The sequence below is a fragment of the Burkholderia sp. BC1 genome (assembly GCF_052683555.1).
The window spans coordinates 76,038-100,603 of the sequence record NZ_JBQYLP010000017.1 but is presented as its reverse complement, the minus strand read 5'-3'; the positions used below and the strand labels follow the sequence as shown (position 1 = coordinate 100,603).

Here is a 24,566-nt window from a genome sequence, read left to right as displayed (position 1 = left end):
ACCGAGGCGGCCGATACGCGCGCCCGCGCGTGCATCACCCCGCGGCGAGCGCGTCGCGCTCGCGCAGCGTATCGGAGGGCCGCTTGCCGAACAGCCGTCGGTAATCGGTCGCGAACTGGCTCAGATGCCAGAATCCCCACGCTTCCGCGACATCCTGCACCGAGCCGGCCGCGCGGCCGCACAGATCGCGCCGCGCGCCGTTCAGCCGCAGTGCGCGCAGATACGACGCGGGCGCCATGCCGAGCACGTCCTGGAAGCAGTACTGCAGCGTGCGGCGGCTCACGTGGAGCTGCTCGCACAGTTCCGGCACGCCGACCGGCCGCGTGCGATGCGCCAGCACGTAGTCGCGCGCCTGCTCGACGATCCAGCGCCGCGTCGAGGGCGCAGCGCCGCTGCCATCGTCGCCCGGCTGCGCGCAGGCGTCGAACAGCGCGGCCAGCACCTCGGCCTGCAGCGCATCGCGCTGCGCGCCGGGCAACTGGCCGCCGCCGGCCGCCGCGCCGTCGAGCCGGCGGCCGAGCAGCGCGCACAGGCGCGCGAGCCGCGCATCGCCGATCCGGATCACGCGCTGGGCGAACAGCCGCTCGTCGAGCGCGCGATGTTCGACCTGCTCGGCATAGCGGCGCAGCACCTCGCCGCGCACGACGACGCCGTAGATCGAAAACTGCGCGGGCGTCAGCAATTCGAATTCGACGTTGCCGGGCCGGAACGCGAGCGCGCCGGGGCCGATCCGGCATGCGTCGACGCGCGCGGTGCCGTCGCCGGCGAGCGGAATGCCGAACCAGTACGCGTCGCCGCGCACTTCGCACGCCTGGCGCAGCACATGGCTCGTCGATTCGCGAAACAGTTTCATCGTGTCGAGCGGCAGCTCGGTCAGCGTGCCGACGAAGCGGCCCGCCGCGAGCTGGTCGTAGGTCTGTCGCCAGCCGATCAGGTTGCGCGCCTGCTCGTCCGCGTCGTGCGCGACGCTGACGACCGCCTGCCCGGCCGACGCATCGTCGCCGTGCGCGCTGCGCTGCGTGTCTTCGGCCGTCGGTTCGTCGTGACGTGTCTGTCGTGCATCCATCGTGCTTCTCCTTCACCTGCCGGAACCGCGTCGGTCACGCAAGTCCCGTGCCGAACCGCGCGCGAGGCGGCCACGCCCGAGATTCAACGCTGCGCGCGGCGTACGCCCGCCCGGAGCACGCGTCGGCCGCACCGCCACGGTGCGCGCGTGCATCGCGGCGCGCTCACCGGCTGGCGGCCGGCTGCAGTCGCACGACGCGCGTGCTGCAGTTACCGTACGCCTGCGCGACGGCGAGTTCGACGATCGGGCTGCCGGCCGCCCAAGGGGCGGCGTCCGCGTCGGACAGATCGGTGCGCAGCGTCGCGCGGCCGTTGATCCGGTAGCGGATCGCGCGCACGAAATCGACGAACAGCAGCCCGATCCCGCTGCCGTTACATCGCGCCGCATCGATCCGGCACGCGCCGCTCTGGGCGGGCAGCGCGAACCGCAGCGTCTTCGTATCGATCACGCGAACGACGGGCAGCAGCTCGCCGTCCGGATCGCGGCCGCCCTGCACGATGTCGCAGACGAGCGACGCGCCGCCGCCGCTGCTCGTGCCGACGAACATGAACGGCTGCGTCTCGACGAATTGCCGCACGCCGATGCTGAGCCGCGTCGTCACGACGTCGCTCATCCGTTCGGCTTCGTCGGCGACGCCGAACCGGCGATGCGCGTCGAGCTCGCCTGCATGAAATACCGGATGTCGCGAACGGGGCGTGTCTGTCATGTCGGATGGGACCGCCGCGCGCAGGCGGCGGCCGAAGTCGTGGCCGGCGCAGGCTGCAACGCGTTGCGGTGCGGCCTGCGCCGGGTTTTCGGATAGGCGGCGCGATCGCGAGACGGCCGGGCGCGCCGCCGGCTGCCCGACGTGCGCCCGCGCGTCCGCGCCCGCGTGGCGGCGATCAGAAGAAGCCGAGCGCTTCCGCCTGATAGCTGACCAGCAGGCACTTCGTCTGCTGATAGTTCGACAGCGCCATCTTGTGCGTCTCGCGGCCGATGCCCGACTGCTTGTAGCCGCCGAACGCCGCGTGCGCCGGATACAGGTGATAGCAGTTCGTCCAGACGCGGCCCGCCTCGATCTCGCGGCCCATGCGGTACGCGCGCGTGCCGTTGCGCGTCCACACGCCGGCGCCGAGCCCGTAGAACGTGTCGTTCGCGAGTTCGATCGCTTCCTGCTCGTCCTTGAACGTCATCACCGACGCGACCGGCCCGAAGATCTCCTCCTGGAACACGCGCATCTTGTTGTTGCCGAGCAGCATCGTCGGCTTCACGTAATAGCCGGTGTTCAGTTCGGCGGCCGGCGCCGTGCGTTCGCCGCCCGTCAGGCACTGCGCGCCTTCGCCGCGGCCGATGTCGATGTACGAGAGGATCTTGTCGAGCTGCTGCTGCGACGCCTGCGCGCCGATCATCGTCTGCATGTCGAGCGGATGGCCGGCCTTGATGCGCTCGACGCGCGCGACGGCCTTCTCGATGAAGCGGTCGTAGATCGATTCCTGGATCAGGATCCGCGACGGACACGTGCACACCTCGCCCTGGTTCAGCGCGAACATCGCGAGCCCTTCGAGCGCCTTGTCGAGGAACGCGTCGTCCTGGTCGAGCACGTCGGCGAAGAACACGTTCGGGCTCTTGCCGCCCAGTTCGACCGTCGACGGGATCAGGCTGTCGGCCGCCGCATGCAGGATGTGCTTGCCGACCGGCGTCGAGCCCGTGAACGCGATCTTCGCGATCCGCTTGCTCGTTGCGAGCGCTTCGCCCGCTTCCTTGCCGAAGCCGTTCACGATGTTGACCGCGCCCGGCGGGAACAGATCGCCGATCAGCTCCATCAGCACGAGCACCGACGCGGGCGTCTGCTCGGCCGGCTTCATCACGACACAGCAGCCGGCCGCGAGCGCCGGCGCGAGCTTCCATGCGGCCATCAGCAACGGGAAGTTCCACGGAATGATCTGGCCGACGACACCGGCCGGCTCGTGGAAGTGATACGCGACCGTGTTGTCGTCGATCTCGGAGATCCCGCCTTCCTGCGCGCGGATGCAGCCCGCGAAATAGCGGAAGTGGTCGATCGCGAGCGGCAGGTCGGCCGCCATCGTCTCGCGCAGCGGCTTGCCGTTGTCGATCGTTTCCGCGACGGCGAGCAGCTTCAGGTTCTTTTCCATGCGGTCGGCGGCCGCGAGCAGCAGGTTCGCGCGCTCGGCCACGGACGTCTTGCCCCACTTGCGGCGCGCGGCGTGCGCGGCGTCGAGCGCGAGCTCGATGTCGTCGGCGCCCGAGCGCGGCACGCGGCAGAACGGCTGGCCGTTGATCGGCGACACGTTCTCGAAATACTCGCCCTTCACGGGCGGAACCCACTTGCCGCCGATGTAGTTGTCGTACTGCTGACGATACGGATACTCGACGTCGAGGCCCAGTTGCTTCAGGTCAAACGGGTTCATACATGTCTCCTGTTCATCGTGCTTGTGAGTGCAGCGCCGGTTGGATTGCGCGTCGACGTTTACGCAACATGCATGCCATCCGATCGCGGCGTCGCGCCGGCACGTGCGCGCAATGCGGCGCGCGGCGCGCCGCCGCGCATGCGCTACGCGACTGTGTCGAAACTGAACACCGCGGCTGCGCAGCACGGGCGCGCGGTGTTCGGAATTTTCACAACGCGCGCCTGCGTGCCGGCCGCGATCGCGTGGCATGCGGCTTGCGTATGCATCGCGCATCGTCCTTCTCCGGCCGCCGCGCCGATTCGTTCCATGCATGCACCCGCCCCGCTGACCGACGACGCGATCGCGTTCATCCACGAACAGGCGTTCCTGATCGTCGCGACCTCCGACGACGCCGGCAACAGCGACTGCTCGTATCGCGGCCGGCAGCCGCGCGCCGACGGCAGCCCCACGCCGCTCGTCACGTGCGTCGACGCACGCACGCTCGTGCTGCCCGACTTCGCGGGCAACAACCTGTTCAATACGATCGGGAATTTACTGGTGAACCCGGCGATCGCGCTGCTGTTCGTCGATTTCGTCCGGCAGACGACGTGGCTCGTGCAGGGACGCGCGACGATCGACGAAGACGCGGGACGCTTCTCCGCGCTGTGGCCGGATGCGCGGCGCTATGTGATCGTCGACGTCGAGTGCGCGCAGCCGCGCACCGACGCGACGCTGCCGCCGCTCGTACTCGCGTGACGCGCCGCACGCGCGTGCGCGGCGCCGCGCAACGGGCCGCGCCGCTCAGCGGCCGTTCGTGTCCGCACACGCCGGCCGCCGCGCGCGGCGATTCGGCGGCAGGCTCGCGTGCGTGTCGGCGTGCGTGCCGTCGGCGGTCTGCCGCGCACCGAGAAACGCGAACACGATCGCCGCGCACAGCACGGTGACGATCGCGAGCGCGATCAGCAGGCGGTCGAACGCATGCGTGTAGCTCGCGAGCAGCACCGCGCGGTCGACGCCCGGCAGCGCGGCCGCCGCGCCGGCGAGATCGCCGGTCGCGAGCCGCGCGGCGGCGTGCAGCACGGCGTCGGACGGCGCGCCGGGCGCCGCGCGTTGCAGCCCGCCATGCGCGAGTGCCGCGAGCAGCGCGCCGACGATCGCGAGCGCGATACCCTCGCCGGCCACGCGCGTCGTGCTGAAAATGCCGGTCGCCATCCCCGCGCGCTCCTTCGGCACGACGCTCACCGAGAGCCCGTCCATCAGTCCCCACGGCATCCCGGCCCCGATGCCGATCGCGACCATCGGCGCGATCGCGGCCGGGCCCGCGCCGCCGCGCAGCGCAACGTCGAGCCACATGAGGCCGGCCGCCGCGACGAGCAGCCCGAGCCCCGAGACGATGCCGGCCGGCCACCAGCGCGTGAGCGTCGCGGCCGCGATCGGCACGACGAGCATCGGCGCGGAGATCGCGAGCATCAGCCAGCCCGCGTCGATCTCGCTGAAGCCGTCGATCCCGATGAAGCGCAGCGGCAGCACGACGAGCAGCACGATGTAGCAGCAACACGTCGAGATCGGCAGCGCCTGCACGCCGACGAAACGCGGAATCCGGAACAGCGACAGATCGAGCATCGGCCGCGCGACGCGCGTCTCGATCGCGACGAACGCCGCCGCGCCCAGTGCCGCACCGGCCAACAGTGCGACGACGAGCGGCGCCGTCCAGCCGCGTGCGGGCGCTTCGATCACGCCGAACGTGAACAGCGTCAGCGCGGCCGTGAACGCGACCGTGCCCGGCCAGTCGAGCCCCGTCGCGTGCGGGTCGCGCGACTCCTGCATGCGCGGCAGCCCGAACGCGAGCGACAGCGCGCCGGCCAGCGCGCCCGTCACGAAGATCGCGCGCCAGCCGTAGTGCTCGATCAGCCAGCCCGCCGTCACCGGCCCGAACGCGAGCCCGATCCCGAAGGTCGTGCCGAGCAGGCTGAACGCGCGCGTGCGTTCGGCGCCGTCGAACGTCTGCGCGAGCGCGGCCGTGCCGCCGGCCAGCGCGGCCGCCGCCGCGAGCCCTTGCGCCGCGCGCAGCAGGTCGACGGCGAGCATCGACGGCGCGAACGCGAGCGCGACCGACATCAGCGTGAAGCCGCCGACGCCGGCCGCGAACACGCGCTTGCGGCCGAACTGGTCGGCCAGCGCGCCGGCCGCCATCAGGAAACTGCCGAACGCGAGCATGAACGCGTTCGTGATCCAGTTCATCGCGACCGCGCTGCCGTGCAGGTCGCGGCCGATCGCCGGCGTCGCGACGGCGCCGCCGGAAAACGACAGCGGCAACGCGACGGCGGCCGCGCAGACCGCGAACAGCACGAGCGCGCGCCGACGCGGCGATACCGCGGAAAACGGTTGATCCATCATCGCTCCTCGAAAAGCCGGCGCATCGGCGCCGGCAACGCGACACAAGATAAATCCGATCCAATCCGCGAAAAACCACGCGAAGCTCCGCATATAACGGACTAGAATTCCGCAATCTGCCTTCACTGGAGCGTGCTTCGTCGATGGACAACCTGAACGGCATCGTCGCCTTCGTGCGCGCCGCCGACGCGCTGAGCTTCGTCGCGGCCGGCCGTACGCTCGGCATCTCGGCGTCGGCGGTCGGCAAGACGATCGCGCGGCTCGAGCAGTCGCTCGGCGTGCGGCTGTTCAACCGCACCACGCGCCGCATCACGCTGACCGACGAAGGGCGGCATTTCTACGAGCGCTGCCAGCGCATCCTCGAGGATCTTCGCGACGCGGAGGCGACCGTGACGGCATCCACGCAGCGCCCGCGCGGCAAGCTGCGCGTGAGCCTGCCGGTGATCGGCTACCGGTTCCTGCTGCCGGTGCTGCCGGAATTCAGGCAGCGCTATCCGGACGTCGAGCTCGATCTGGATTTCAACGACCGGATGGTCGACGTCGTCGAAGGCGGGTTCGATGCGGTGATCCGTAGCGGGCCGCTATCCGATTCGAGCCTGATGTCGCGGCGGCTCGGCCCGTTCGCGTTCGTGCTGTGCGCGACGCCCGCGTATCTCGCGCGGGCCGGCACGCCGCGCGCGCCGTGCGATCTCGAAACGCACGACTGCGTGCGCTACTGCTTCCCGACCACGGGCAAGCTGCAGGACTGGGCGCTCGCCGCGGACGACGGCACGCCGCTGAAGCTGCGCACCGCGATGACGTGCAACAACATGGAAGCGCTGCGCGGCGCGGTGCTCGCGGGGCTCGGCATCGGCTACATGCCGGACTTTCTTGCGCGCGATGCGCTCGAGCGCGGCGCACTCGTCACCGTGCTCGACGACTACCGGATCGCGCCGGGCCAGTTCTCGATCGTCTGGCCGTCGAGCCGGCAGTTGTCGCCGAAGCTGCGCGTGTTCGTCGACTTTCTCTGCGAGCGGCTGTTCAAGTAGCGGGATCGCAGGCCGCGCCGATGCGCTCCGGCTGCGCGGCAGGCAGCAGCGCGTCGCTGTCGTCCTTGAGCCCGACGCCCGTCAGCCCGAGCCGGCGCGCATGCGTGACGAGGTAGTGCAGCTTGTGCGCGGCCGCGTCGTACGACAGCCCTTCGGGCCGCACGTTGGAGATGCAATTGCGCTGCGCGTCGTGGCAGCCGACCTTCGGCGCCCACGTCAGATACACGCCGAGACTGTCCGGCGAACTGAGGCCCGGCCGCTCGCCGATCAGCACCGCGACCAGTTTCGCGCGCAGCAGCTCGCCGATTTCGTCACCGAGCGCGACGCGCGCCTGCGTCGCGACGATCACGGGCCCGATCTGCCAGCCGTCGGCCTCGAGCCGCGGGCGCACCGCGCGCAGCAGCGGCACCGCCTGCTTCGCGGCCGCGAACGCCGACAGCCCGTCTCCGACGACGAACACGATATCGGGCGCATCGTCGAGCGCGGCGCCGTAGCCGGCGAGCAGCGCACGGCCGTCGTCGGACAGCTTGCGGCCGAGATCGGGCCGGCGCAGGTAATGCTGGCGATCGGGCGCCGCGCTTTGCACGCCGAGCGTCGCGAAGCCGGCCGCGTCGAGCTCGCGCCGCAGCGCATCGGCGTCGAGCGGCTGATGCACGGCGTCGCGCGCCTGCGCATGCGAGAGGTTGAAGGCGAGCAGCGGCGCGGTCGGCAGGCTGCTGCCCGCGCGGCCGAGCGCGATCCGCGCATTCGTGAACGACTTCAGCTCGCTCCACGGATTCTTTTCGACGGCATCGCTCATGCGGATAGCCCCATCCAGTCGTTCGCGCCCGCGAGCAGCGGCACGCGCGACGTCGCCGTGCGCAGCACGCCGTGCGCATCGGCGATCTCCATCGTCTCCAGCCACTCCTCGAATTCGGGCGCGCGGCGCAAGCCCAGCACCTCGCGCACGTACAGCTGATCGTGAAACGACGTGCTCTGATAGTTCAGCATCACGTCGTCCGCGCCGGGAATCCCCATGATGAAGTTGATGCCGGCCGCGCCGAGCAGCGTGAGCAGGTTGTCCATGTCGTCCTGATCGGCTTCCGCATGGTTCGTGTAGCAGATGTCGCAGCCCATCGGCACGCCGAGCAGCTTGCCGCAGAAGTGGTCCTCGAGCCCCGCGCGGATGATCTGCTTGCCGTCGTACAGGTATTCGGGCCCGATGAACCCGACGACCGTGTTGACGAGGAACGGCTCGAACTTGCGCGCGACCGCGTACGCGCGCACTTCGCAGGTCTGCTGGTCGACGCCGTGATGGGCGTTCGCCGACAGCGCGCTGCCCTGCCCGGTCTCGAAATACATCAGGTTGTCGCCGACCGTGCCGCGCTTGAGCGACAGCGCCGCTTCGCGCGCCTCGGCAAGCAGCGCGAGCGAGATCCCGAAGCTCGCATTGGCCTGTTCGGTGCCCGCGATCGACTGGAACACGAGATCGACCGGCGCGCCCTTCTCGATCGCCGCGATCGTGTTCGTCACGTGCGTGAGCACGCACGATTGCGTCGGCACGCGGTAGCGCTCGCGAAACGCGTCGATCATCGCGAGCAGCTTCACGATCGCCGCGAGGCTGTCGGTGGCCGGGTTGATGCCGATCATCGCATCGCCGCAGCCGTACATCAGCCCGTCGAGCATCGACGCGGCGATCCCCTTCACGTCGTCGGTCGGATGATTTGGCTGCAGCCGCACCGACATGCGGCCCGGCAGCCCGACCGTGTTGCGAAAGCGCGTGACGACGCGGCGCTTGCGCGCGGCCGCGATCAGATCCTGGTTGCGCATCAGCTTCGACACCGCCGCGACCATCTCGGGCGTGAGGCCCGGCGCGATCCGTTCGAGTGCCGCGCCGTCGGCGGCGGGCGAGAGTAGCCAGTTGCGGAAATCGCCGACCGTCAGGTGCGCAATCTCGGCGAACGCGTGCGCATCGTGATCGTCGACGATCAGCCGCGTGACTTCGTCGGCCTCGTACGGAATCACGGCTTCGTTGAGAAACGCGCGCAGCGGCACGCCGGCAAGTGCGATCTTCGCGGCGACGCGCTCCTCCTCGCTCGCCGCCGCGACGCCCGCGAGCTGATCGCCGGAACGCAGCGGGCTTGCCTTGGCGAGCAGCGTCTTCAGGTCCGCGAAGCGGTAGGTGCGCGAACCGATCGTCTCCGTATAGGACATCGTGCGTGTCTCCTTGCAAAAACCGGCGGCGCGCCCGCTGCGGCCGGGCGCGCCGATGCCGTCAGAAACGGCCGTTCAGCTTCGTCATGCTCAATCCTCCAGCAGCGCGTCGGCCGGTGCGTTCGCGGCGCGCTGCGCGCGCGTCGCGAGGAAGTACGCGTAGCCGAGCGCGAGGAACACGACGAACACCAGCGCGACGAGGCCGTTGAAGTACACCATCGTACCGAGACAGACGAGCGCCGCCACGATCGCGAACGCCGGAAACAGCGGATACAGCGGCGCACGGAACGGCCGCGCGAGGTTCGGCTGCGAACGGCGCAGCTTGAACAGCGCGGCCATGCTGACGATATACATCACGATCGCACCGAACACCGACATCGTCACGATATTCGCGGTCAGCGTCTGCCCGCCGAACTGGATCAGTTCATCGCTGTAGATCGCCGCGATGCCGACCACGCCGCCGGCGAGAATCGCGCGGTAAGGCGTGCGAAAGCGCGGATGGACCTTCGCGAGCCATTCCGGCAGGTAGCCTTCGCGAGCAAGCGCGAAGATCTGGCGCGAATAGCCGAGGATGATCCCGTGGAACGACGCAACGAGCCCGAACAGCCCGAGCCAGACGAGCATGTGCATCCAGCCGCTGTTCGCGCCGACGATGTACTTCATCGCCTGCGGCAGCGGGTCGTTGATGTTCGCGAGCTTGGTCCAGTCGCCGGCGCCGCCCGCGAACACCATCACGCCGATCGCGAGCGCGACGAGCGTGAGGATCCCCGCGACGTACGCGACCGGAATCGAGCGCTTCGGATTCTTCGCTTCCTCGGCCGCCATCGCGACGCCTTCGATCGCGAGAAAGAACCAGATCGCGAACGGGATCGCCGCGAACATCCCGTGGAATGCGCCGACGCTGAAATGGTCGGCGCCCGCCCAGCCGCCCTTCGTGAAATTGCTCCACGCGAAGCCCGGCGACACGACGCCCATGAACACGAGCAATTCGAAGATCGCGAGCAGCGTGACGACCAGTTCGAAGGTGGCGGCGATCTGCACGCCGACGATGTTCAGCGCCATGAACACGAGATAGGCGCCCATCGCCGCGTGTTTCGGTTCGAGCCCCGGAAACTGCACATGCAGATACGCGCCGATCGCGAGCGCGATCGCGGGCGGCGCGAACACGAACTCGACGAGCGTCGCGGCGCCGGCCAGATAGCCGCCGGTCGGGCCGAACGCGCGGCGCGCGTACGCGAACGGGCCGCCCGCATGCGGGATCGACGTCGTCAGTTCGGTGAAGCTGAAGATGAAGGTCGTATACATCGCCGCGACGAACAGCGCGGTGATCACGAAACCCAGCGTGCCGGCGCTGGCCCAGCCGTAGCTCCAGCCGAAGTATTCGCCGGAGATCACGAGGCCGACCGCGATGCCCCACAGTTGCCAGGTGCCGAGCGTCTGCTGCAGCGCGGGCTGGCCTTTCGACTCTGCTTTCATCGGACTCTCCTCAAAAGCGCGAGGCGTGCGGCCCGCGCAACTGAGAATCGATGCTAGAGAGTCATTATTCGACGTGTTATCGAAATTCGGCAAAGACGGCGGCCGACGTTTCGCTGACGGAAACGCCGGCCGCGCCGCGCGACTGGTGGCCCGACCAACCGTGCCCGACCGCGCCCGACCGGGCGCGGCCGCACGCGATCGACGCGCTTACTGACCGCCGCCGCGCTGGTTGAACCAGCGATCGAGCAGCTTGCCGGCCGCCTCGCGGCCGCCGAGGCCGAACGACAGCGCGACGGCCACCGCGATCGCGCCGAGCACGAGGCCGAACGCGAGCTGCACGATCTCGTTCGCGATCCCCATCGCGCGCAGCCCCATCGCGAACACGAGGCCGAGAATCGCGAACTGTGCGATGCGCGCGAACAGCACGCTGTGCTCGCGGTCGGCCTGCTCGATCACGCGGCGCGCGAGGCCCGCGAGCCACACGCCGATCACGAGGATCACGCCGCCCGTCAGCACGTGGCCGCCGAATTCGATGAACAGCGTGACGACGTCGCGCACCTGCGTGAAGCCGAGCCGGTTCGCCGCTTCGACCGCCGCGAACAGCATCGCGAAGAACACGATCAGCCGCGCGACGAGCACCGACGGCTGCAGCATGCCGCTGAACACGCGCTCGACGCCGAGCACGGCCGGCAGCCCGTCCGCGCCGGCCGCCTCGAGCAGCCGCTGCGCGAGCGCCGCGACGAAGCGCGCGAAATAGAACGTGACGAGCACGATCACGATCGCCGCGACGATGTCCGGCACCGCGCTCAGGAACTCGTTCAGCATGTTCGTCGCGGGCACCGAGATCGCGTCGATCTTCAGCGCGTCGAGCGCCGAGATCAGCGTCGGCACGAACACGAACACATAGACGATCGTGCCGACGAGGCTCGACACGCGGACGGGCGCAGGGCTGTCGAGGCGCTGCGTGAGGCGGTCGGCGCCGGCCGCGACGAGCAGGTTCGTCACAAGGCCGCGCAGCACGCGCGCGACGATCCAGCCGACCACGCCGATCACCGCGGCCGCGAACAGGTTCGGCACGATCGCGAGCAGCCGGTCGATCATTCCCTGCACCGGCGACAGCAGCCCCGACAGCGCGAACGCCGACAGGATCGCGGGCAGGAACATCAGGATCACGAGCCAGAACAGCACGTCGCCGAGATAGCCGCTCATCGGCTGCATGCCGGCGCTGCCGGACAGCTTGTCGTCGACCTTGCTCGCCTTCAGCGCACGATTCGCGATGCTACGCAGCAGCGACGCGATCAGCCACGCGACGAGCGTCAGCGCCGCGCCGCCGATCAGGTTCGGCAGATAGTCGACGATGTGCGTGACGAGCAGCGAGAACGGGTTGGACACCGCATAGAGGTTGAGCACGTTGAAGATGCCCACCGCGGTGACGAGCAGCACGAGCCAGAACAGCCCGCCGGCGACGATGCGCTCGACGCACGCGCCCTGCCCGGTGCTTTCGGTGATTCGCTGATCGACCTTCAGCGCACCGAGCAGGCGCAGCGCACCGGCCCGCACGATGACCGCGATCAGCCAGCCGATCACCAGAATGCCGATCGCACCGGCGATCTTCGGCAGATATCCCCCTAGCGTGGTCTGCAGCGACGTAATGAAGCTGGAAGCATCCATTTCTTGTTCTCCCGAAAACGTGCGTTGTGATTGGACTTCGACACACTCCCTGCGGACTCCGACAAGATGCGCTTTCCCGCTCAAGCAACTTACTCGAGAAAAATGACGGCTTCACCCGATTTCACCGTCTTTAACTTTAATCATAGATCGGTGGGGACGTGACCCTTTTCGCCGAAATATAAAAAGGGGCGGAATATCGGCGGCGACTACGCGTTGGCATGCGCGCGGCGACGGTGCGTCGTGCTACCGTGGCGCGCGGATACAGGCGTACAGACGAGCGCGCGCGGTGCGCGTCGCGATGAAAAGGAGTACAGCGGATGTTCAAGCACGAAGTCGAAATCCGTCGGCTGCCGGCGCAGCACGGTTATGCAGTCGCGCATGTCGGCGCGTACATGAAGATCGGCGACGCGTTCGCGCAGATCGGCGCGTGGGCCGCACGTCAGGGGCTCATCGGGCGCGGCGCGAAGATGGTCGGGATCTACTACGACGATCCCGATACGGTTCCGGAGGCGCAGCTGCGCGCGCAGGCGTGCATCGTGCCGCCCGACGGCGCGCCGGCCGTCGAACCCGATGCGCCCGTGGAGCGCGTGACGATCGCGGGCGGCGATTATGCCGTGCTGCTGCATACGGGGCCGTATGCGGAGCTGAAGGCGGCATACCAATGGCTATACGGCGAGGGGCTGCGGCAAGCGGGTCGCGCGCCGGCCGCCGCGCCGCCGTTCGAACGCTATCTGAATACGCCGCTCGATACCGCGCCGGCGGATCTGCTGACGGAAATTCACGTGCCGGTGCGTTGAGGCGGCCGCGCCGGCGCCTCGGCGTCAGCTCGCATCTGCGCGCGTGCCGCATGCGGGGCAAAAGCGCGCATCGGCGGGCAGCGTTGCCTCGCAGCGCACGCAGGCGCGACCGCGCTGCACGCTGCCGCAGCGGATGCAGTAGCGCGCGCCGGCGGCATTCGTTGCGCCGCACGTCGCGCAGATGACGTCGCGCGGCGACGCGTGCGTATCCGCGCGATGCGCGGCCCCGCGACCCCAGCCGTGATGTTCGTCCGGAGCGCGATGGCCGCCGTGCTCGCCGCGCCCATTGCGACCGTGATGGCCGCCATCGGCGTGGGTAGCGCGATGGCCGTCGCCGTGCCCGCGCAATAGTCGTTTGAGCCAGTCCATCGTCGCCGCCGCGCTCAGCGTGCGGCCGGCGCGCCGCCGAACGCGCGTGCGTTCGACAACAGCCGCAGCCCGTTGCCGACGACGATCAGGCTCGCGCCCGCATCGGCGAACACGGCCATCCACATCGTGCCGAGCCCCGCGACCGTCAGCCCGAGAAACACGAGCTTCACGCCGAGCGCGAAGCCGATGTTCTGCACGAGCACGCGGTGTGTCGCGCGCGACAACCGGACGAACGCGGGAATCTTGCGCAGGTCGTCGTCCATCAGCGCGACGTCGGCCGTCTCGATCGCGGTGTCGGTGCCCATCGCGCCCATCGCGAAGCCGATATCGGCGCGTGCGAGCGCCGGCGCGTCGTTGATCCCGTCGCCGACCATCCCGACCGCACCCGCGCCGCCGCGCGCGAGCTCGTCGACGGCCGCGAGCTTGTCCTCCGGCAACTGGTTGCCGCGTGCGTCGTCGATGCCGGCCTGCGCGGCGATCGCCTGCGCGGTATGCGGGTTGTCGCCCGTCAGCATCGCGGTGCGGATACCGAGCGCGTGCAGATCGGCAATCGCCGCGCGGCTCGTGTCCTTGATCGTGTCGGCCACGGCGAAGATCGCGAGCACGCGCGCATCGTCGATCAGCATCACGACGCTCTTGCCCTGCCGCTCGAGCGCATCGAGCTTCGCCTCGAGTGCCGGCGAGCAGCGCTCGAGCTCCTCGACGAGCCGGTGATTGCCGAGCCAGTAGCGCACACCGTCGATCGTGCCGCGCACGCCGCGACCGAGCAGCGCTTCGAAATCCTGCACATCGGCGAACGCCGGCGCGTTCGCGTCGCGCGCGGCCGCCGCGATTGCCTGCGACACCGGATGATCCGATCGCGCGGCGAGGCTCGCGGCGAGGTGCCGCGCGCGAGAGAGATCGATGTCGGCCGCGTGCGCGTCGACATCGGTCTGCACCGGCTTGCCGTGCGTGATCGTGCCGGTCTTGTCGAGCGCGAGCCATGCAAGCTTGCGCCCTTCTTCCAGATAGACGCCGCCCTTGACCAGAATTCCGCGCCGCGCGGCAGCGGCGAGCCCCGACACGATCGTCACCGGCGTCGAGATCACGAGCGCGCACGGGCAGGCGATCACGAGCAGCACGAGCGCGCGATAGATCCAGTCGTGCCATGCGCCGCCGACGACGAGCGGCGGCGCGATGGCGACCAGCAGCGCGACCGCGAACACGATCGGCGTATAGATGCGCGCGAAGCGGTCGACGAAGCGCTGCGTCGGCGCCTTCGCGCCCTGCGCTTCCTCGACCGCGTGGATGATGCGCGCGAGCGTCGAGTTCGACGCCAGCGCGGTGACGCGATAGTCGAACGAGCCCGACTCGTTGATCGTGCCCGCGTACACGGCGTCGCCGACCGCCTTCTCGACCGGCAGACTCTCGCCGGTGATCGGCGCCTGGTTCACCGTCGAGCGGCCGGACACCACTTCGCCGTCCAGCCCGATCCGCTCGCCGGGCTTCACGCGCACGATCGCGCCGAGCACGACGCGCGCGGCATCGATCGTGCGCCACGTGCCGTCCGCGTCCTGCACGGTCGCGGTATCCGGCGCGAGCCGCATCAGCCCCTGGATCGCGTTGCGCGCTCGGTCGAGCGACTTCGCCTCGATCAGCTCGGCGATCGTGAACAGCACCATCACCATTGCCGCTTCCGGCCACTGGCCGATCGCCATCGCGCCCGTCACCGCGATGCTCATCAGCGCGTTGATGTTCAGGTTGCCGTTGCGCAGCGCGATCCAGCCCTTGCGGTACGTGGTGAGCCCGCAGCTCAGCACCGCCGCGATCGCGAGCAGCGCCGACAACCACGCGGGCAGGCCGGCCCAGCTCGCCGCCTCGGACGCGATCGCGGCCGCGCCGGCCAGCCCGAGCGGCCACCACGGTTTCGCGGGCGCTTCGGCGGGCGCCGCCGAGGCCGGCGCGCCGGCCGATGCGGCCTCGGGCGTCATCCCGAGCGTGCGGATCGCGCGCTCGATCGCGGGCTGCGCGCCCGGCACGTGTTCGACCGTCAGCATCCGCTGCATCAGGTTGAATTCGAGCGCGGACACCTCGTCCATTCCGCCGAGCTTCTTGCGGATCAGCGTTTCCTCGGTCGGACAGTCCATCTGCATGATGCGGAACGCAGAGCGCACGTTGCCGGCTGCGGTCGCCTCGGCGGCCGGCAGCGGGGCGAGCGTCGGCGCGGGCGGCGCGCAGCAGCTGTCCTCGTGGTCGTGCCGGTGCTCATGGCTGTGGTCGTGCGGATGAGCGTGGTTGTGCTCGTGCCCGGCCTCGTCATGCTCGTGCCCGTGCGCGGCGTGATGCTCGTGCTTGCGATGCGCCTCCGTACCGACGGCCGGCGCGGCGTCATGATCGCGACTGCTCGCATGCGACGACGCGCCGCCCGACGCTGCATCGCCATGCGCGCAGCGCGCTGCGCCGGCCGTGCGTTGCGCGGGCGCGCTGCGGGCCGGGCCGGTGCAGCATGCGCCGCTGCCGTCCGTGTCGTCGCGCGGGTCGCGCAGACGCTGGGCGTCGCTCATGACGCTCTCCTTTCAATGACTTGACGGTGTACAGTTAACACCCTGTAGCCACTACAAGGTCAACCGTTGACCGGGAGAGCGACATGAAGATCGGCGAACTGGCCAAAGCGGCCCGCTGCACGCCGGAGACGATCCGCTTCTACGAGAAGGAGGGTCTGATGCCGGATGCGCAGCGTACCGACTCGAACTATCGCAACTACACCGACGTGCACCTCGAGCGGCTGCGCTTCATCCGCAACTGCCGCGCGCTCGACATGGCGCACGACGAAATCCGCGCGCTGCTGCGCCTCACCGACACGCCGAGCGACCGCTGCGACTCGATCAATGCGCTGCTCGACGAACACATCGGACACGTCGATGCGCGCCTCGCGGAACTCACGCATCTGCGCGATCAGCTCACCGAACTGCGGCGGCAATGCGTCGGCGAGCATTCGGTGGAAGACTGCGGCATCGTGCACGGGCTCGCGACGATGGAAACCGTCGCGCCGGCCGCGAAGCGCACGCATCTCGGCTGAAACCCTTGTCAAACAATATAGTCGATCCGATACTAGTCATAATTTGACTAGATATATCAAGACTATTCATGCCCGCTGCCCGCCCGTCCCCGCTCGCGCTCGCAGTCCTCGCGATGTTGACCGAAGCACCGATGCATCCGTACGGGATGCTCCAGCAGCTGAAAGCGCGCGGCTACGACGAAGTCGTCAACGTGCGGCAGCGCACGAGCCTCTACCAGACGATCGAGCGGCTGCTGCGCGACGGGCTCATCGTCGTGCACGACACCGAGCGCGACGGGGCGTTTCCGGAGCGCACGCTCTACACGCTGACCGAAGCCGGGCACACGGCCGGGCAGGCCTGGCTGTACGCGCTGCTCGCGGAGCCGGTGCGCGAATTTCCGGCGTTCGGCGCGGGTCTCGCGTTCCTGCCGCTGCTCGACGCCGACGATGCGCGCCAGCAGCTCGAGCGCCGCATCGCCGCGCTCGAAGCCGAGCGCGCGCGCGTCGAAACGCTGCGCCACGCCGCGCAGGCCGATCAGGTTCCGCGCCTGTTCCTGCTGCACAACGAGCACGCGCTCGTGCTGCTCGATGCCGAGCTCGACTGGACACGCAGCGTCGTCGAGCATCTGAAGATCGGCGCGCTGCGCTGGGTCGACGCCTGACGCGCGCCGCGCGCGCGGCCGCCGCCGCTCACAGCACCTTGCCGGGATTCAGGATGCCGCCGGGGTCGAGCGCGGCCTTCAACGTGCGCATCAGCGCGATTTCCGCATCGCTGCGCGTGTGCGCGAGATAGTCGCGCTTCAGCACACCGATTCCGTGTTCGGCCGAGACCGAGCCGCCCATCTCGCGCACGATCGCGTAGACGCGGCGATCGATCTCGTCGGCGTCCGCGTCGGTCGTCGCGGCGCGCGACACGCCGATATGCACGTTGCCGTCGCCGACATGGCCGAAGAACAGACACACGATATCGGGCCAGCGCGCACGCAGCGCCGCGTCGCAACGTGCGGCGAATGCGCCGAGGTCTCCCGTCGGCAGACTGACGTCGAAATTCACGAGATTCGGCAGCGCATCGATGGCGAGCCCCTCGCGCAGCGTCCACAGATCGCGCGCCTGCCGCTCCGACGTCGCGAGCACCGCATCGTCGGCAAGCCCGGCGTCGATCGCGTCGGCAAGCGCCGTTTCGAGCGCCGCGCGCGCGTCGCGCCCCGGCGCACTCGTCGCGCATTCGATCAACACTGCAAAGCCGCCGTCGGCCGCGAACGGTGCCGCGACACCCGGCGTATGACGCGCCACGTAGTCGTAGAAGGCCGGCCACATCGCTTCGAAGCTGACGAGTTCCGGCAACGTGCGCATCCGGTTCCACAGCGCGACGACGGCCTCGTAATCGCGCACGCGGCACAGCGCCGTGGCCGGCGCGGCGAGCTGCGGATGCAGCCGCAGCACCGCACGCGTGACGACGCCGAGCGTGCCCTCGCTGCCGATGAACAGCTGCTTGAGGTCGTAGCCCGCATTGTTCTTCAGCATCCGGTTCATCGACGAGACGACCGTGCCGTCCGCGAGCACCGCTTCGAGCCCGAGCACCTGCTCGCGCATCGTGCCGTAGCGGATCGCGCGCGTGCCGCCCGCATTCGTCGCGAGCATCCCGCCGATCTGGCACGAGCCGCGTGCGCCGAGATCGACGCCCAACGTGAAGCCGGCCGCATCGGCCGCTTCCTGCACGACCTGCAGCGGCGTGCCGGCGCGCACGGTGAGCGTGCCCGCCGCCGCGTCGAGCGCGTCGATACCCGCAAAGCGCTCCATCGACAGCACGACTTCGCCGCCGAGCGCGACCGCGCCGCGCGCGAGGCCGGTCAGCCCGCCTTGCGGCACGACGGGCTGCGCAAGCCGCGCACAGAGCGCCAGCGCGCGCGACACCTCGTCGACGCTGCGCGGGCGCACCAGCGCACGCGGCCGCACACCGGGCCGCTCGTTGTACGCGGTGAAGTAGCGCGGCTCGATGTCGGCCGCGCGCGTCACGCATGCGTCGCCGAGCTCGGCGACGAGCGCCGCTTCGAGCGCGGCATCCGACAACCGCGCCTCGCGTGACGTGCCGCACGCGGCGGCCGTATCCGGCATCGGCATCGTGCGGTCCCGCTTACTTCGCCGAGATGTCGATGTCGCCGAAGTACTTGCGGCCGAGCGACTTCACGGTGCCGTCCGCCTTCAGCTTGTCGATCGCCGCGTCGAGCTTCGCCTTCAGCGCGTCGTCGCCCTTGCGCAAGCCGAACGCGATGCCGCTGCCGAGGATCCGGTCGTCGCGCACCGGCTGGCCGACGAACGAGAAGCCCTTGCCGTCCGGACGCGACAGGAAGCCGCGCTGGCCGGCCGGCGCGAGCACGAGCGTCGCATCGAGGCGGCCCGCGACGAGATCGGCATAGGCCTGGTTCTGATCCTGATACGCGACGATCGCGACGCCGGCCGGCTCCCAGTGCGCCTTCGCATAGGTTTCCTGAATCGACGCCTGCAGCACGCCGACGCGCTTGCCCTTCAGCGATTCGGGCGTCGGCAGCAGCCCGCTGCCGGTGCGCGCGATCAGCTGCGTCGGCACGCGGTAGATGATCGTCGTGAAGTCGATCGCCTGACGGCGCTGCTCGGTCGCGTTCATCGCCGAGTTGATCGCGTCGAACTTGCGGCCCTTCAGCGCCGGAATCAGCCCGTCGAACGAGGTCTCGACCCATTTGCACGTCAGCTTCGCGGTTTCGCACACCGCATTGCCGACGTCGATGTCGAAGCCCTGCAGTTCGCCGTTCGGCGCTTTCGATTCGAACGGCGGATATTGCGCCTCGAGGCCGAAGCGCAGCGTCTGCGCGTCGGCGACGGCCGCGGCGGAACCGAGCGCGCATGCGAGCGCGATCGCCAGTTTCAGGGAGTGCGTGGGTTTCATCGTGATCTCCTGTTGTCGATTGCAGCGGCGGGGGCGCCGCGCCTACAGCGAACGCAAGCGCCGCGCGCCTTCGATCAGCGTCGCGTCGTCCTTCGAGAAACTGAGCCGGATCAGGCCCGCATCGGTGCCGTCGGTATAGAACGCCGACAGCGGAATCGTCGCGACGCGCGCATCGCGAATCAGCCGCAGCACGAAATCGCTGTCGCGCTCGTCCGAGAAATGCCGGAACCGCGCGAGCATGAAGAACGAGCCCGCGCTCGGCAGCAGCTCGAACCGTGAACCGGCGAGCTCGCGCGCGAGCAGGTCGCGCTTGGCCTGATAGAACGCCGACAGCCCGAGGTAGCTGTCCGGGCGCGCGAGGATGTCGGCGAACGCGATCTGCATCGGCGTGTCGGCCGAGAACACCATGAACTGATGCACCTTGCGGATCTCGTCCATCAGCGCGGCCGGCGCGAGACAGTAGCCGACGCGCCAGCCCGTCACATGGAACGACTTGCCGAACGACGACACGATCACGCTGCGCTCGGCCAGCTCGCGGTGCCGCGCCATGCTCTGATGCAGCGCGCCGTCGAACACGACGTGCTCGTACACCTCGTCGGACAGGATCACGATGTCGGTGCCGCGCGTGAGCTGCGCGAGCCGCGCGAGATCGTCGCCCGACAGCACGGTCGCGGTCGGGTTGTGCGGCGTGTTGACGATGATCATGCGCGTGCGCGGCGTGATCGCGGCCGCGACCTCGTCCCAGTTCACGCGGAAATCCTCGGGCGACAGCTTGATCGCGACCGGCGTCGCGCCCTGCATGCGCACGATCGGCGCGTAGCTGTCGAACGACGGCTCGAAATAGATGACCTCGTCGCCCGGATGCACGAGCGCGCTGATCGCCGCATAGAGCCCTTCGCTCGCGCTCGCGATGACGGTGATCTCGGTCGCCGGATCGTAACGGGTGCCGTACAGCGTCTCGGTCTTCTCCGCGAGCCGCTCGCGCAGCGCCGCGACACCGGCCATCGGCGCGTACTGGTTGTGGCCGTCGCGCATCGCGCGCGCGACGCCCTCGACGAGCGCCGGATCCGGCGCGAAATTCGGCGCGCCCTGCGACAGGTTCAGCGCGTCGTGCTGCGCGGCGAGCTGGCCGATCACGGTAAAGATCGTCGTGCCGACGTCGGGCAGTTTCGAACGGGGCGCAGTGGCGCTTCGCATGTCTCCTCCTCCTTCCGGTGTCTGTCGGGCCGGCCGCACGCTCGCGCGGCCGGCGCGTTCCGCATGATTTAGCCCGAGCCAATATCGGCGGACAACCGAAAGTTCGTCATGGCGGCCATGCGTTTTGCTCATGGCGAACGGAAGAAACGGTTCGGCAGCCGAGCACACCGGTGCCGCCGGTATGCGCGGCAGGCATCCGACTGCGGCCGGCGCGCTCAGGCGGGCAGCACGGCCAGATACGCGCGCAGCGCCGCGTGCAGCTCGCCGCGCAACGCGGCGACGTCCCACGCTGGACCGAGCGTCAGCAGCGCCTGCGAGATGCCGCCGTAGCAGATCGAATGGGCCATGCGCGCCACGGCATCGAGACGTGCGGCCGGCGGCGGGTCGGCCGTGCCCGCGAGCGCGTCGCGCCACAGCGCGACATACGCGTCGTAATGCCGGCGATACGCAGTCAGCGACGACACCTGCCGTTCGAGCGCGAACAGCAGGCTCCACAGCGCGGCGTCGCCGGCAACCGCATCGACCTGCAGATCGACGAAGGCGGCGCCCAGCGCGGCGCGCGACTCGCCGCGCAGCGCGTGCGCCGCCTCGCGCAGCCGCTGGGCCAGCGCAAGCACGTGACGGTGGATGCAGAAGGCCGCGAGGCTCTGCTTGTCGCCGAAGTATTCGTAGAACGTGCCGACGCTGACGCCGGCCACCGCCGCGATCTCGCGGATCGTCGTCTTCGCGTAGCCGTGCTCGCGCAAAAGCTGAACGAACGCCTGCTGCAGCGCGTCCGAACTCGCGCGTGCACGCGGCTGCCGCGGCCGGCGGCGCAGCACCGGCGCGGATGGCGCCGCGGGCGAGCCGGACGGCGCGGGAACCTGAACATGTCGCGGCGGCATATTTGCTACCCTCGAATTCGAGACGAACGCGCTGCGTCGCGCGGCCCCACGCGGGCCGAACGCGCGGCCGCGCCGACAGGAGACATTCGATGAGCGAACCGACCCACGTCGTCACGAACCAGTTCGACGAACTGGTCGACTATAACCCGTTCGCGACCGACATCGCGCTGCGCGACGCGCTCGCGCGCGCCGGCGCGGACTGGGCCGTGCCGCAGCTCGACGCCTACGGCGCGCGGCTCGGCAGCGCCGATACCGCGCGGCTCGCCGACGAAGCGAATCGCCATACGCCGGAACTGAACGTGTTCGACCGGCGCGGCCGCCGGATCGACCGCGTCGAGTTCCATCCGGCGTGGCACGCGCTGCTCGGCCTGTACCGGAACGAAGGCTTCGTGTCGCTCGCGTTTCGCGACACGCGGCGCGGCCGCTGGGCCGCGACCGCCGCCGGCTTCTATCTGCACGGGCAGATCGAGGCCGGCACGCTGTGCCCGGCGACGATGACGCAGGCCGCGATTCCGGTGCTGCAGAAGGAACCCGCGCTCTGGGAAGCGCTGCGCGACAAGCTGTACAGCGACGACTACGATGCGCGCGACGTGCCGATCGCCGACAAGCGCTCGATCTGGTTCGGCATGGGGATGACCGAGAAACAGGGCGGCTCCGACGTGCGCGCGAACACGACGCTCGCGACGCCGGTCGGCGCGGGCGGACGCGGCGGCGAATACCGGCTGCGCGGCCACAAGTGGTTCTTCTCGGCGCCGATGTGCGACGCGCACCTCGTCGTCGCGCGCACCGAGGCCGGCAGCCCGTCGTGCTTCTACGTGCCGCGCTGGCGGCCGGACGGCACGAAGAACGCGGTCGAGATCCAGCGTCTGAAGAACAAGGTCGGCAACCGCAGCAATTCGAGCAGCGAGATCGAGCTCGACGACGCGTGGGGCATCATGCTCGGCGACGAAGGGCGCGGGATCCCGACCATCATCGACATGGCGACCTACACGCGGCTCAACTGCGTGCTCGGCAGCGCGGCGATGCTGCGTCAGGGCGTCGTGCAGGCGATCGCGTACACGCGCCAGCGCCACGCGTTCGGCCGCGCACTCGCCGAGCAGCCGCTGATGCGCACGGTGCTCGCCGATCTCGCGCTCGAAAGCGAAGCCGCGCTCGTGCTCGCGATGCGGCTCGCCGATGCGTTCGAGCACGACGACTCGCCGCGCGAGCGCGCATGGAAGCGGATCGTCACGCCGGCCGCGAAGTTCTGGGTCTGCAAGCGTGCGGTCGAGCTGACCGGCGAGGTCATGGAAGTGTTCGGCGGCAACGGTTACGTCGACGACGGCCCGATCGCGCGGCTGTTCCGCGAGGCGCCCGTCAATTCGATCTGGGAAGGCTCGGGCAACGTGATGTGCCTCGACGTGCTGCGCGCGGTATCGCGCGAGCCCGATTCGGCTGCCGCGCTGTTCGCCGAACTGAGCGAACTCGGCGCCGGCGAACCGCGCATCCGCGCGGCGCTCGACGCGCTGCGCGCGATGCTGGCCGCGCCGGCCGACACGCTGGAGGCGTCGGCGCGCCTGTTCGCCCAGCGGCTCGCGCTGGCGGCCCAGGCCTGCCTGCTGCGACGCGATGCGCCGGCGGCCGTGTCCGATGCGTTCATCGCGACGCGGCTCGGCGAAGCGTCGTGGGGTCGCGTGGCCGGCGCGTTCGACCCGCATGCGATCGACGTCGGCGCGTTGCTCGAGCGCGCGTATCCGCAGTGACGGTGCGCGTGATTCGCGAATTCGCGCGCGTGTAACCGGTACCGGTCGATGCAGCGATGCGGCGCTCGACGAAGTCAAATCGCTGCCGCATCGCCCGGCCGCCGAAAAACAAAACCCGCCGCGAGCGTCGAGCGCTCGCGACGGGTTCCGAATGCCGGACCGGCGCCGCGCGATCCCGCGGCCCGGCCGTCATGCTGCTGCAGCTACACCGTGCGGCTTACTTGCCGCCGATGCTCTTCAGCGGCTTCCACTCGCCCTTCTCGACCTTGTACATCGTGATGCCGCCGTTCTTCAGGTCGCCCTTCGCGTCGTACGCGACGTGCGTCGACGTGACGCCGGCCATGTCGGTCTTCGCGAGCACCGGCAGGTACTTCGCCGGATCCGTCGAATCGGCCTTCTTCATCGCGTTCAGCATCGCCATCGCGCCGTCGTACGAGTACGGCGAGTAGGTCTGCACGTCTTCGCCGAAGCGCTTCTTGTACTTCTCCGCGTACGTCTTGCCGCCGGGCATCTCGTCGAGCGGCAGACCGGCCAGCGACGCAATCGTGCCTTCGGCCGCGTTGCCCGCGATCTTCAGGAACGTCGGCGTCTTCACCATTTCGCCGCTCATCAGCGGCGCCGTGATGCCGAGCGCCTTCATCTGCTTGACCATCGGCGCTGCCTGCGAATCCGCGCCGCCGTAGTAGATCAGGTCCGGCTTCGCGGCCTTCAGCTTGGTCAGGATCGCCTTGAAGTCGACGGCCTTGTCGTTCGTGAACTCGCGGTCGACGATCGTCGCGCCGCCGGCCTTGGCGGCCTTCTCGAACTGGTCGGCGAGACCCTGGCCGTACGCGGTGCGGTCGTCGACGATCGCGATGCGCTTCATGCCGAGATCCTTCGACGCGAACGTGCCCGCCACCGAACCCTGCTGCGTGTCGGACGTCATCATCCGGAACGTCGTCTTGTAGCCCTGCTGCGTGTATTCCGGCGCCGTCGCCATCGCGATTTCCGGAATGCCCGCGTTCGCGTAGATGCGCGAAGCCGGGATCGTCGTACCCGAGTTGAAGTGGCCGAGCATGCCCTTGATGCCGTCGTCGACGAGCTTCTGCGCGACCGTCGTGCCGGTGCGCGGGTCAGCCTGGTCGTCCGCCGTTTCGAGCACGAACTTGACCGGCTTGCCGCCGATCTTCGGGTTCGTCGCGTTGAAATCCTCCAGCGCGAGCACGATCCCGTTCTGCATATCCTTGCCGTAGTGCGCCTGCGCGCCCGTCATCGGCCCTGCGTAACCGATTTTCACGTCGTCCGCGTGAGCCGTCCCCGCCAGCGACATGACAGCGACGAACGTCGCGCCTGCCAGCTTTTTCATCGTGTGTTGCATAGCATCTCCTAGGTACCAGGGTAAGTGGAGCGGCTTCGGGATCGC

At 69.4% G+C, this 24,566-nt stretch carries 21 protein-coding genes; 6 read left to right on the top strand and 15 right to left on the bottom strand.

Translation table 11 applies throughout. The features are described from left to right. Nucleotides 1-34: 34 nt before the first annotated feature. The 3 genes from ACSHSS_RS11545 to exaC form a co-directional block, all read right to left on the bottom strand. Nucleotides 35-1,066 (bottom strand): helix-turn-helix domain-containing protein, encoded by a 1,032-nt coding sequence (locus tag ACSHSS_RS11545; RefSeq protein WP_212161084.1) that lies wholly within the window; start codon nt 1,064-1,066, stop codon nt 35-37. Nucleotides 1,067-1,229: 163 nt separating this feature from the next. After that, nucleotides 1,230-1,772, bottom strand: a complete 543-nt coding sequence (locus ACSHSS_RS11540) for a hypothetical protein (RefSeq protein ID WP_212161074.1) — start codon at nt 1,770-1,772, stop codon at nt 1,230-1,232. A 175-nt stretch (nt 1,773-1,947) separates the two neighbouring features. Next, a complete protein-coding gene (exaC, locus tag ACSHSS_RS11535) occupies nt 1,948-3,474 on the bottom strand; it encodes an acetaldehyde dehydrogenase ExaC (protein WP_006401434.1) in 1,527 nt (508 codons plus the stop codon). Between the two features lie 138 nt (nt 3,475-3,612). On the opposite strand from exaC, the gene ACSHSS_RS11530 reads away from it, so the two are divergent. Next, the gene (locus ACSHSS_RS11530; protein WP_212161137.1) at nt 3,613-4,209 is read left to right on the top strand and encodes a pyridoxamine 5'-phosphate oxidase family protein; all 597 of its coding nucleotides are present in this window, start codon (nt 3,613-3,615) and stop codon (nt 4,207-4,209) included. Between the two features lie 45 nt (nt 4,210-4,254). Here the strand turns inward: ACSHSS_RS11530 and ACSHSS_RS11525 are convergent, their stop codons facing one another. Then, nucleotides 4,255-5,847, bottom strand: a complete 1,593-nt coding sequence (locus ACSHSS_RS11525) for an MFS transporter (protein ID WP_212161070.1) — start codon at nt 5,845-5,847, stop codon at nt 4,255-4,257. 143 nt (nt 5,848-5,990) lie between these two features. On the opposite strand from ACSHSS_RS11525, the gene ACSHSS_RS11520 reads away from it, so the two are divergent. Next, nucleotides 5,991-6,875, top strand: coding sequence for a LysR family transcriptional regulator (locus ACSHSS_RS11520; RefSeq protein ID WP_212161066.1), 885 nt, complete (start codon nt 5,991-5,993; stop codon nt 6,873-6,875). Here the strand turns inward: ACSHSS_RS11520 and eutC are convergent. From eutC to ACSHSS_RS11500, 4 genes are all read right to left on the bottom strand, one after another. After that, nucleotides 6,868-7,674, bottom strand: a complete 807-nt coding sequence (eutC, locus tag ACSHSS_RS11515) for an ethanolamine ammonia-lyase subunit EutC (RefSeq protein WP_059784627.1) — start codon at nt 7,672-7,674, stop codon at nt 6,868-6,870. The two genes, ACSHSS_RS11520 and eutC, sit on opposite strands and share 8 nt — an antisense overlap. Then, nucleotides 7,671-9,068: an ethanolamine ammonia-lyase subunit EutB gene (locus tag ACSHSS_RS11510; RefSeq protein WP_006414705.1), complete on the bottom strand. Its 1,398-nt coding sequence runs from the start codon at nt 9,066-9,068 to the stop codon at nt 7,671-7,673. The genes eutC and ACSHSS_RS11510 overlap by 4 nt, the downstream gene beginning before the upstream one ends. A gap of 90 nt (nt 9,069-9,158) precedes the next feature. Continuing rightward, nucleotides 9,159-10,544, bottom strand: a complete 1,386-nt coding sequence (gene eat, locus ACSHSS_RS11505; protein WP_006401441.1) for an ethanolamine permease — start codon at nt 10,542-10,544, stop codon at nt 9,159-9,161. 207 nt (nt 10,545-10,751) lie between these two features. Next, the gene (locus ACSHSS_RS11500; protein ID WP_006401442.1) at nt 10,752-12,215 is read right to left on the bottom strand and encodes a mechanosensitive ion channel; all 1,464 of its coding nucleotides are present in this window, start codon (nt 12,213-12,215) and stop codon (nt 10,752-10,754) included. Between the two features lie 317 nt (nt 12,216-12,532). On the opposite strand from ACSHSS_RS11500, the gene ACSHSS_RS11495 reads away from it, so the two are divergent. Continuing rightward, the gene (locus tag ACSHSS_RS11495; RefSeq protein WP_088924998.1) at nt 12,533-13,012 is read left to right on the top strand and encodes an AraC family transcriptional regulator; all 480 of its coding nucleotides are present in this window, start codon (nt 12,533-12,535) and stop codon (nt 13,010-13,012) included. A gap of 24 nt (nt 13,013-13,036) precedes the next feature. On the opposite strand, the gene ACSHSS_RS11490 is transcribed toward ACSHSS_RS11495, so the two are convergent. Together ACSHSS_RS11490 and ACSHSS_RS11485 are read right to left on the bottom strand one after the other, a co-directional pair. Beyond that, the gene (locus tag ACSHSS_RS11490) at nt 13,037-13,381 is read right to left on the bottom strand and encodes a zinc ribbon domain-containing protein (protein WP_206380833.1); all 345 of its coding nucleotides are present in this window, start codon (nt 13,379-13,381) and stop codon (nt 13,037-13,039) included. A gap of 14 nt (nt 13,382-13,395) precedes the next feature. Further along, complete coding sequence (locus ACSHSS_RS11485) at nt 13,396-15,924, bottom strand: heavy metal translocating P-type ATPase (RefSeq protein WP_212160881.1); 2,529 nt, start codon at nt 15,922-15,924, stop codon at nt 13,396-13,398. 83 nt (nt 15,925-16,007) lie between these two features. Between ACSHSS_RS11485 and cadR the strand changes: the two genes are divergently transcribed. Both cadR and ACSHSS_RS11475 read left to right on the top strand, forming a co-directional pair. Continuing rightward, nucleotides 16,008-16,439 (top strand): Cd(II)/Pb(II)-responsive transcriptional regulator, encoded by a 432-nt coding sequence (gene cadR, locus ACSHSS_RS11480; RefSeq protein ID WP_105779327.1) that lies wholly within the window; start codon nt 16,008-16,010, stop codon nt 16,437-16,439. A 68-nt stretch (nt 16,440-16,507) separates the two neighbouring features. Further along, nucleotides 16,508-17,080 (top strand): PadR family transcriptional regulator, encoded by a 573-nt coding sequence (locus ACSHSS_RS11475; protein ID WP_212160876.1) that lies wholly within the window; start codon nt 16,508-16,510, stop codon nt 17,078-17,080. A 28-nt stretch (nt 17,081-17,108) separates the two neighbouring features. Here the strand turns inward: ACSHSS_RS11475 and ACSHSS_RS11470 are convergent, their stop codons facing one another. The 4 genes from ACSHSS_RS11470 to ACSHSS_RS11455 all read right to left on the bottom strand — a co-directional run bounded on the left by ACSHSS_RS11470 (nt 17,109) and on the right by ACSHSS_RS11455 (nt 21,422). Next, a complete protein-coding gene (locus tag ACSHSS_RS11470; RefSeq protein ID WP_394853697.1) occupies nt 17,109-18,533 on the bottom strand; it encodes an FAD-binding oxidoreductase in 1,425 nt (474 codons plus the stop codon). 19 nt (nt 18,534-18,552) lie between these two features. Next, nucleotides 18,553-19,341 (bottom strand): ABC transporter substrate-binding protein, encoded by a 789-nt coding sequence (locus tag ACSHSS_RS11465; protein WP_059784610.1) that lies wholly within the window; start codon nt 19,339-19,341, stop codon nt 18,553-18,555. 42 nt (nt 19,342-19,383) lie between these two features. Further along, entirely contained in the window at nt 19,384-20,538 is a 1,155-nt protein-coding gene (locus ACSHSS_RS11460) for a pyridoxal phosphate-dependent aminotransferase (RefSeq protein WP_006401450.1), read from the bottom strand. 215 nt (nt 20,539-20,753) lie between these two features. Beyond that, a complete protein-coding gene (locus ACSHSS_RS11455; RefSeq protein WP_212160868.1) occupies nt 20,754-21,422 on the bottom strand; it encodes a TetR/AcrR family transcriptional regulator in 669 nt (222 codons plus the stop codon). A gap of 89 nt (nt 21,423-21,511) precedes the next feature. On the opposite strand from ACSHSS_RS11455, the gene ACSHSS_RS11450 reads away from it, so the two are divergent. Then, nucleotides 21,512-23,164: an acyl-CoA dehydrogenase family protein gene (locus ACSHSS_RS11450; protein ID WP_060039198.1), complete on the top strand. Its 1,653-nt coding sequence runs from the start codon at nt 21,512-21,514 to the stop codon at nt 23,162-23,164. 217 nt (nt 23,165-23,381) lie between these two features. Here the strand turns inward: ACSHSS_RS11450 and ACSHSS_RS11445 are convergent, their stop codons facing one another. After that, a complete protein-coding gene (locus ACSHSS_RS11445; protein WP_006401453.1) occupies nt 23,382-24,521 on the bottom strand; it encodes a branched-chain amino acid ABC transporter substrate-binding protein in 1,140 nt (379 codons plus the stop codon). Nucleotides 24,522-24,566: the final 45 nt, after the last annotated feature.